This window comes from Nonomuraea sp. NPDC003707, assembly GCF_053587055.1.
On record NZ_JBSFNK010000004.1, the window covers coordinates 645,431 to 654,378 of the forward strand.

An 8,948-nucleotide genomic window follows, 5' to 3' on the forward strand; every position below is an offset into this window, starting at 1 on the left:
GCAGTGCCGGATCTCATCCATGACCTGGTGAATGACCGAATACAAACCCTCCACCGCGAGGCGGAGGAGCAACGCCTCATCGCGCGCGTCACCCGTGTGCAGCGTGCGCGGCGCAAGGTCCAGCGGGCGAACGACCGCCTCCGCCAAGCCCTGAGCCGCCAGATCTGACCGGGGAGATCCTGCCGCCGGCGCAGGATCTCCCCGCAGATCCCTTTTCAGAGAGCCGGGCGCCCGAAGCGCCCGGCTCTCCGCGTATAGCTACGCCCCGAACCGCGCCGCCCGAACCTCGCCGCCCCGGATCCCGGACCCCGCACCCCGGACCCCGCAGGCCGCGCCCGCAGTGCGGGGCCCGTCGGACGCCATCGCCTTCGGATGTCGCATCCCCGGAGCCGCCGCCGGTGATCGCTCAGGCCGTCGGCCCTACACCCATCGTCCGTGACGGATGCGCGACGAACTCCTCCTCCGCCCGCCACAGCCGGGCCGCCATCCAGGCGACCCCGACCGCCGCCACCACGAGCCCGGCCAGGTACACCGGCACCGGCACCACGTTCCGCAACGACCCCGGAACCATCCCCACCGCATAGAGCACCACCCCGACCGCAGGCATGGCCCCGCTCCTGATCGCCGCCACGCTGAAGGTCAGCACCCCCGCCAACAGCACGGCCGACGTGACGAGGAATGCCCGCCCCGTGCTCCCCGCCAGCAGTTCGCTGACCGTGCCCCCGCCTAGGTAGGGGAAGACGAAGTGCAGGATGTACTCGATGGCGAACGCCCCGGCCAGTCCGGCCGAGTTGAGCACGTACCCGATGAGTCCGAGACCGCCTGCCGTACCCCGAACGATCAGGTAGATGCCGGTGATCGCGAGGAGACCCGTCAGCGCCCCGAACGGCGCGATGGCGTGCGTGAACGCCGTCTCAGGCAGCAGCCCGGCGCGCCGGGCCGAGTTCACCACGAGCAGGACGGCGCACACGAACCCGGCCGCCGCCGTGACCCGGTAGACACCCATCTCTGGAGCCCTTTCTCTCGGTGATATCAAGCGATAACGCTCGTTATGATGCGCGTTATCGCCGGATATGGTGAGAGCGTGCCGAGAGATGTAAGCACCCCGAAAGAACTCGGCGCGCTGCGCCAGGGCCTGCTCGACGCGGCCATGCGCGTTCTCCGCGAACAGGGCGCCCTCCACCTCACCCTCCGCCGTGTCGCGGACGTCGCGGGCACCTCCACCATGGGCATCTACACCTGCTTCGGCAGCCGCTCCGGCCTCTTGGAAGCGATCTACGAGTACGGCTTCAGCCTCCTCCACGATGCCATGACCTCGTCACTGAACGGCCACGCCGACCCGCTGGCCCGGATCAGGGCGGTGGCACGCGGCTACCGGGAGTTCGCGCTGGCGGATCCCGCTCTCTATGCGCTGATGTTCGAGCGCCCGCTTCCCGACTTCGACCCGTCACCCCAGCGCCGGAACGACGCCCTCAACCTCACCTTCGACCTCCTCACCCAAGCCACCTCGGCCGCGGCCCAGGCCGGGCTCATCCAGTCGAACGACCCGATACGTGCGGCATACCTGGTGTGGACCACGATCCACGGCATCGTCAGCATCGAGCTGACCTGCTCACTCCGCAGCCCGCTACCGGGCTGGTTCCTGAACTCGCGCGAGGAAGGCGAACGCGTACTCACCGAAGGCGTCCACGCCCTCCTCGCGGGCCTCACCTGAACGACCCCCGGCACCGACTCCTACCGGCCGGCCAAGACTCAGACCGCCACAGCCAAGAAATCCACAGCGGGCTGACAATTCACGACCCACTCGACGTGCAGTCGGTGGTCGCGGCTACTCCGTGGGCCGGCGTGCCTGTCTTACTTCCCGGTCGATTGCCCAGGCGTCCGCCACTGTGCCCAGGTGCCCGAGCTTGTCGGGGTTGATCACCGCGCGGATCGTCTGGATCTGCCCGTCGAGTACGTCGAGCGTCAGGGTGTGGAGCACCTTGCCGTCCCGGTCGCGGAAGATCGCCCCCGGCTGGCCGTTGACCTCGTGCGGCTCGCCCGTCACGCCGATCAGAGCCATCCGAGGGAAGGCAGAGGCGAGCAGCCGGGCCACGTTCTGGGCGCCGACGACGGCCTTGGCCAGCTGTGGGGCCTTTCCGCCGCCGTCGCCGACCATCGACACGTCGGCAGCCAGCAGGTTCTGCAGGCCGACGACGTCGCCTTCGCGGAGGGCGTCGAAGAACCGCGACGCCAGCTCGTCCCGCTCTTTGCGGTCCGCCTCGAAGCGGGGCCGGCCTGCGGCCATGTGGCGCCGCGCCCGTACCGCCAGCTGGCGGCACGCCGCCTCCGAGCGCCCCACGGCCGACGCGACCTCGGGAAAGCCGAAGTCGAACACCTCCCGCAGCACGAAGACCGCCCGCTCAAGCGGGGACAGCCGCTCCAACAGCACCAAGGCCGCCATCGACAACGAGTCGGCCAGCTCCGCCGACCGTTCCGGGTCCTGGTACGGGTCGGCGAGCAGCGGCTCGGGAAGCCATGGCCCGACGTACTCCTCCCGCCGGACGCGGGCCGAGCGCAGCACATCGATGGAGATCCGGGTCACCGTGGCCGACAGGAACGCCTTGGTCGACCTGGGCTCGGTCGGGGTGGCCTCGAAGCGCAGCCAGGTCTCCTGAACCGCGTCCTCGGCCTCGCTCACGCTGCCCAGAATCCGGTAGGCGAGCGAGAACAACAGCGGCCGCAGCTCCTGAAACTCCTCGGCCCTGCTCATGCCAACTCCTCCTTGAAACCCTGCCGCCACGAGGGGCAGCGCAGCTGCCGGCCGAGCTCCCGCTTGGCCTCGGCGTCGGACAAGCCGCGCCCCTCGCCCATCATCGTCACCACCACCTGCCCGCCCAGCAGCCGGGTCGGCCATACGGGCACCCACTTCGGCCACTTCGCTCCCGCACGCTCCGCCAGCTGGGGCAGCTCCGCTCCCGCCTGCCACGAACACTCGCATGATCATCTCCCCATGTGAACGACCACCGGCCCCTCTGCGGACCGGGGTCGGAAGATCGGAAACTGTGCGTCGTCGCCTGTCAGCCGGTGAAGGCCCAGGGACCGAAGCGGCCCCACGCGACGAACGTCGCAACCGCGAGATAGATCAGATTCAGTACCACGAACGCGGCTTCCCCACGTCGGCCGTGGGTGATCATCGCGCCGACCATCAGCAGGACCCAGCACACCGCGGTCACCGCCACCAGAACCGGTGCGATGCCGAGCACGGCGGGCACGACCAAGCCCACCGCTGCCAGGAGCTCAAGGACGCCCAGGGTCCTGACGAAGCCGGCACTGGCGTCCGCGGTCCATCCCCCACCACGGAGCACAGCCAGCTTCTCCCTGGGCACGAACGTCTTGCTGATCCCGCCGCTCACCGCCACCGTGGCCAGCAGCCCGGCAGCGATCCACAACGCGAGGTTCATCGTCCACTCCTTGACAGAGAATTGCCTGCACCCCCTAGACGAGACAGCAACCCCCGCCAGTGACATCGCGTGCGTACGGCCATCTCGGGCACGTCCTCACCCCGCCGGCACGCTGATACCCGCTACCGGCCCGCAAAGGGCTCCCGATCGTGAGGACGCTCACACCGTGTCACAGCTCAGCGGGGTGTCTCGTCTCAGAGGGCATGACGAATTCGGAACAGACCACAGTGCTGATCACCGGCGCCAACAAGGGGCTCGGTTTTGAGGCGGCCAGGCGGCTCGGGGAGCAGGGCTGGAGGATCTTCCTCGGCTCGCGCGACGAAGAGCGAGGGCGGGCGGCCGCCGCCAAGCTGACCGATGGCGGCGCGAACGTGGTCATGGTCCCCCTGGACGTGACCTCGGACGAGTCGGTGAAGGACGCGGTACGGCTCGTTCGCGAGCACACCGACCGACTGGATGTGCTGATCAACAACGCCGGCGCGCCGGGAAGCGTCGTCCCACCCGCGGACGCGACGGCTGACGAGATTCACTCCGTCTACGACACCAACGTGTACGGACCGATCAGGGTCACGCACGCGTTCCTTCCCTTGCTGCAGGCGGCGGACAATCCGCGGGTGGTGATGGTGTCCAGCGCCGTCGGCGCCTTCGCGGTCGTGACCGATCCGGAGCAGCCCGCCTCGAAGATGCACGAGCTCGCCTACAGCTCGTCGAAGGCAGCACTGAACATGATCACCGTCCGGTACGCCCAGGCGCTCCCAGAGATCAAATTCAACCTGGTCACTCCCGGAGAAGTCGCCAACCGCAAGTTCGCCGCCACCGACATGAACCATCACACCGGCCAGCTGACGGTCACCGAGGGCACCGACCCGATCGTCAAGCTCGCGATGATCGACGCCGACGGGCCAACCGGCATCTTCATCGACCGCCTTGGCCCCGTTGCCTGGTGATTGCCCAGGACTCGGGCGCTGGTCGCGTGGTGACCAACCGGGACTCGGGCACCGGTCGCGTGGTGACTGCCCGAGGCTCGGGCGCTGGTCGGCGAGCTGTACGTGCGGGCCCGGTCGGAGGAGCTGCGCGGCCTCGCGTGGTGACTGGCCGGAACTCGGGTAACGGCTGCGTGGTGACTGGCCGGGGCTCGGGTGCCGGCTGCCTGGTGACGGCCCGGGACTCGGGCACCGGTACCCACCGGCAGGTAGCGTCCGCGGGCACGGTCGCCCGTGACGCCTACAGGCCACGCCTCGCATTGCCATAACGGTTCCGGTGCCCTGACCTGCGAGAAAGTCATCTTAGGCGCCGACCGGCGGCCCCCTCACCCACACACTCGCTTTCGACCGCTCATAGACGACACCAAGACACGAACGGCCCGTCCGGGAGATCGAGCCCTGGGCGGGCCGCTCGTCGCTATGGGTTCGGAATCGTCGGACGACGTGCCCTACTGCTGCCCGTCCACTGACCCTGATGTCCGCACCGAAAGACGGGGACGTGTCTTGGTGCGTGGCTCCTGGCCTCGGCTCGGTGTTGTCGGAAGGCGTGTCCTGGTGCGTGGCTCCTGGCCTCGGCTCGGTGTTGTCGGAAGGCGTGTCCTGGTGCGTGGCTCCTGGCCTCGGCTCGACGCTGCCGGAAGATGTGCCCTGGTGCTCGGCTCTCGGCGTCGGTTCGACACCGCCGGGGGATGTGCCGTATTGCTCACCCACCGGCGCCGGCTCAGCACCCTGGAGGGGGTGTGCTGACCATCAGCGCCGGTGGGATCACCGAGCATGGCACGGGCACATGCACGGGCCTTGTGGACCGAGCCGGCCGGAGGTCACGGACCCGGACGGGCCGTTCCGGAAGCCGGATCGGTCACGGACATCGGGGCGCCGCACTCACTTCAGGCACCATGACGCCGAACCGTGCGCGAGCTCATGCCGGCCTGACCGCGTTCGTGCTACCCGCGCCATGGGGGGTGGGGGAGCGAGTGGGTCCGCGGAGGTGGTGAGCAGGCGCGCGGATCGGCGCATGTGGATCCTTTCGCGTTGGTAACGGCTTGCACTCGTATCATTACACAGCGAAGTCAGAAGTTAACCTGATGTTCAGTAAAATCCCTGCGGCCCGCCAACAAGCCGCCGGATCAGCCCCAAGGGCCGGGACGATCAACCGATGGCCAGGGCCTCGTCGTTGGGATCGTCGGCGAAGCCGGGGACCCAGCGGATCACCTCGTCGCGGAAGCGCGCCGTGGTGCCTAGCTGGCACAGGACGCCGATGCCCGCCGCGTGGACCCGGTGGATGAGCACGTACGAGGTAGGCAGGTTGAGCTGGCGGACCACGTTGGTGGGCCGCAGATCCGTCACGCTCGCGGCCTGGGCCTGCAGCCACTCCCGGCTGAACGTGAACTCCTCCACCGCCGTGGGCTCCACGTACGGCGCGAGAAAGGCCCGGAGTGCGTCCGGATCGATCTCGATGTCGCTGCGGATGAAGCCTTCCCGGCGCAGGCCCGCCGTGACGGTCTCCATGTCGCCCTCGTTGAAGATCCTCGTCAGCCGCCCGAACGCCTTGGGGTAGCCCCCGGGCAGGCGATTGACCGCGCCGAAGTCGAGGGCTCCGAGCTTGCCGTTGGCCAGCATGCGGAAGTTGCCCGGGTGCGGGTCGGCGTGGAGCATCCCGACCCGCGCGGGGGAGCAGAAGAGGAAGCGTACGAAGAGTAATCCCGCCCGGTCGCGCTGCTCCTTGGTGCCCTCGGTGATGACGCGGGACAGCGGGGTGCCGTCCATCCACTCACTGACCAGTACCAGCTCGTTGGCCGCGACCACATCGGGGACGTGGAAGTCGGGATCATCGTTGAACTCCAGCGCGAAGGCGTGCTGGGCCTCGGCCTCCCGGAGATAGTCGAGCTCCTCCGCGACCCGTTCGCGCAGCTCCGCCAGCACGGCCTTCACGTCGAGGCCGGGCAGCAGCACGCCGAACAGTTTGCCCAGCCGCGCCAGCTGCGCGAAGTCGCCGAGCAGGGCCTTGCCCGCCCCCGGATACTGGATCTTGACGGCCACCTCCCTGCCGTCGTGCCACACGGCCTTGTGCACCTGGCCGATGGACGCCGCGGCCGTCGGTTGGTCGTCGAACGACAGGAAGTTTTCTCGCCAGCCGTCACCCAACTGCTCGGTGAGCACCTTGTGGACGGTGGACACGGGCAGCGGGGGAGCGGCGTCCTGAAGCTTGGTCAGCGTGGCTCGATAGGGACCGACGATCTCCTGCGGCAGCGCCGCCTCGAAGATGGACAGCGCCTGCCCGAGCTTCATCGCGCCGCCCTTGAGCTCGCCGAGCACCTTGAAGATCTGCTCGGCCGTACGCTGCTGAACCTCCTGAGCCACGATCTCCGCAGACTTGCCGCCGAGCCGCTTGCCCAGCCCGAGAGCGGCGCGGCCGGCGAAACCGAGTGGAAGGGCGGCCAGCTTGGCGGAACGCGTGACAGCACGGCGCGGAAGATCGCTCACCCTCATGCGCGGAACCTCGACGAGATACCGCTTCCCCCCTTCATGGTCATCCTCTGAGCACGTCAGTCGCGGTTAGGAGACATGACCATTCTTAGCGAATATGGATTGTTTCGCATACAACGACATTGCGGATGTATGGTCCACGACCGTCTTTTCCAGCGCCAATCAGGTGTTACGTCCATTGTGCCGTTGGTCACAGCCGACTCTCTGCCATCAAGGTAGGCAAGCGCATGGCCCGCCACCGCCGCCGCGACCAGCGCCGCCAGGGTGACGTCGCAGGCGATCTCGCCCGGCGGATATCCGCCCAACCGGGCGGTGACGATCGGCCACATCGGGTCGCGATCCCGCCGCGTCAGGTCCAGGCAGTGCAGGCACGCCGTCTTCCCCGGGATGACCAGCGGGCCCACAGTCCCGTGCCCTTCGAAGGCCGAGGCCAGGAGGTGCGGGATGCCGAGCGAGGTCAACTCGTTGACCAGCACCCCGTCGAGAGGGGCGACGGGTGTGAGTATGACGAGGTCGGGGCGGTCCGACTGATCCCCGAGGTAGGGGCCTCCCGCCATCGCGTTGACGGACGGCCGCCGCACGCTCTCGTCTTCCTCGGTTCGGGGGATGCGGGTGCCTTGCGTAGCTCGGGTGGTGCGAGGACCTTTCCCGGCTTGCGGGCGTTGGGGTTGGGCGGGCTGGGCGGTCGGGGTTCCTTCGGCGCGGGCGCCGTTTGCGGTGGCGCGGGGGTTGTCGCTTGCGCGGGTGGAACCAGTGCCGGCGATGGCGATGGCGATGGGCTTGCCTGGGTTGGTGCCGGTGGTGGCGATGGGTTTGGGCGTGGCGGTGCCGGTGGTGGCGATGCTCTGGGGTGGATTAGCGCCGGCGGTGGCCATGGGCTGGGCCGTGGTGGTGCCGGCGGTGGGCTGGGGTGGGACGGTGGCGGCGGTAGCCATGGGCTGGGCCGTGGCGGTGCCGATGGTGGGTTGGGGTGGGGCGGTGGCGGTGGGCTGGGGTTGGGCGGTGTGGAAGAGGGCGGGAGGTGCGGTGTCGGTGGAGGCGGCCGGACTGCGCCGCGCCGTGGGGGTGCGGCCGCCTGAGGTGAGTCGCCGGGCGACCATCGCGGCGCCGACCTCACGAGGGAGGCCCACCTCCGCCCACGTCAGGCCGCCCGGTGTGATGTCGCACGGGCGTGCCGTGGCCGGGTCGAGGATCCGGATGGTGCCGACTCCGGAGGCGGCGAGCAGGGCGGCCACCTGGGCGCCCACCCGGCCTGTCCCATAGACGCGCACCCGCCGCTCGCGGCGGCGGGCGATGAGGCCGATCGCGCCGTCGGGGGCGGTCGAGGCGAGGTCGAGGGCGTCGAGGTCCGGTCGCAGGCGGTCCCGTTCGGCCAGGGAGAGGTCGGCGATCGGCGCGGGGCTGGTGGCGGCGTCGTGGAGAGCGCCTTGGGCGGCGAGCTGATCCAGCAGGGATCGGGCGCGGATCTCGTCCAGGCCGGCGGCGGCCGCGTCGCTCAGGACGCACTCCAGGTCGCGGGTGCCGTCGAGGCCCTCTATCCATCGACGGACGGCCTCGGTCAGGCCGCTCAACATGACGGCCCGGAGAGGGTGCGCGCCGTACTGGAGTGTGTGCTTGTCGCGGATGATGCGCCGGAGGGCGGGCTTCACACGTGGCCTCATGGCGGGAAGGGTTCCATGCCGGAGCAAGATCCCAAGGGGGTTCGGTGATGGCTGTGGATAACTACGGGTCGTGAAGGCGCCTGTGGAAGCAAGCAGGTCAGAGCACCGATGGGCGGCATATCCGGTTGATGACGGGCAAGGTCACCCACCCGGTTGGCCAGGGAGGGCTGGGGCGGTTGCGGGTGAGCCGTGTGGAGGGGGTGGGAACGTGGTCTCGGGCGGTGGCTGTCGGATGGTGTGGTGTGGGTGGTTGGGGTGTGGGAGGGGCTCTTGGAGGTCGGAACGTGGTCTCGGGCGGTGGCTGTCGGATGGTGTGGTGTGGGTGGTTGGGGTGTGGGAGGAGCTCTTGGAGGTCGGAACGTGGTCTCGGGCGG

General features: G+C 69.2%; 9 protein-coding genes. 3 read left to right on the plus strand and 6 right to left on the minus strand.

Annotated features, from left to right (window positions below; genetic code table 11):
- The first annotated feature begins 3 nt into the window (after positions 1-3).
- Positions 4-168 carry a hypothetical protein gene (locus ACWDRB_RS13820; RefSeq protein ID WP_449893670.1) on the plus strand — a complete coding sequence of 55 codons (165 nt, stop codon included), beginning with the start codon at positions 4-6 and terminating at the stop codon, positions 166-168.
- 238 nt (positions 169-406) lie between these two features.
- On the opposite strand, the gene ACWDRB_RS13825 is transcribed toward ACWDRB_RS13820, so the two are convergent.
- On the minus strand, positions 407-1,006 hold the full coding sequence (locus ACWDRB_RS13825; RefSeq protein ID WP_449893672.1) for a hypothetical protein: 600 nt from the start codon (positions 1,004-1,006) through the stop codon (positions 407-409).
- Between the two features lie 78 nt (positions 1,007-1,084).
- Here ACWDRB_RS13825 and ACWDRB_RS13830 point away from each other — a divergent pair, with 78 nt between their 5' ends.
- Complete coding sequence (locus ACWDRB_RS13830) at positions 1,085-1,714, plus strand: TetR/AcrR family transcriptional regulator (protein ID WP_449893674.1); 630 nt, start codon at positions 1,085-1,087, stop codon at positions 1,712-1,714.
- Positions 1,715-1,828: 114 nt separating this feature from the next.
- Here the strand turns inward: ACWDRB_RS13830 and ACWDRB_RS13835 are convergent, their stop codons facing one another.
- From ACWDRB_RS13835 to ACWDRB_RS13845, 3 genes are all read right to left on the minus strand, one after another.
- Positions 1,829-2,752, minus strand: coding sequence for an RNA polymerase sigma-70 factor (locus tag ACWDRB_RS13835; RefSeq protein ID WP_449893676.1), 924 nt, complete (start codon positions 2,750-2,752; stop codon positions 1,829-1,831).
- On the minus strand, positions 2,749-2,904 hold the full coding sequence (locus ACWDRB_RS13840; RefSeq protein WP_449893678.1) for a hypothetical protein: 156 nt from the start codon (positions 2,902-2,904) through the stop codon (positions 2,749-2,751). Before ACWDRB_RS13840 ends, ACWDRB_RS13835 begins: the two co-directional genes overlap by 4 nt.
- A gap of 155 nt (positions 2,905-3,059) precedes the next feature.
- Positions 3,060-3,443: a DoxX family protein gene (locus ACWDRB_RS13845; RefSeq protein ID WP_449893680.1), complete on the minus strand. Its 384-nt coding sequence runs from the start codon at positions 3,441-3,443 to the stop codon at positions 3,060-3,062.
- Positions 3,444-3,670: 227 nt separating this feature from the next.
- On the opposite strand from ACWDRB_RS13845, the gene ACWDRB_RS13850 reads away from it, so the two are divergent.
- The gene (locus tag ACWDRB_RS13850; RefSeq protein WP_449893683.1) at positions 3,671-4,390 is read left to right on the plus strand and encodes an SDR family NAD(P)-dependent oxidoreductase; all 720 of its coding nucleotides are present in this window, start codon (positions 3,671-3,673) and stop codon (positions 4,388-4,390) included.
- Between the two features lie 1,185 nt (positions 4,391-5,575).
- On the opposite strand, the gene ACWDRB_RS13855 is transcribed toward ACWDRB_RS13850, so the two are convergent.
- Both ACWDRB_RS13855 and ACWDRB_RS13860 read right to left on the minus strand, forming a co-directional pair.
- Positions 5,576-6,916: an ABC1 kinase family protein gene (locus ACWDRB_RS13855; RefSeq protein ID WP_449893685.1), complete on the minus strand. Its 1,341-nt coding sequence runs from the start codon at positions 6,914-6,916 to the stop codon at positions 5,576-5,578.
- Between the two features lie 56 nt (positions 6,917-6,972).
- On the minus strand, positions 6,973-8,562 hold the full coding sequence (locus tag ACWDRB_RS13860) for a hypothetical protein (protein ID WP_449893687.1): 1,590 nt from the start codon (positions 8,560-8,562) through the stop codon (positions 6,973-6,975).
- Positions 8,563-8,948: the final 386 nt, after the last annotated feature.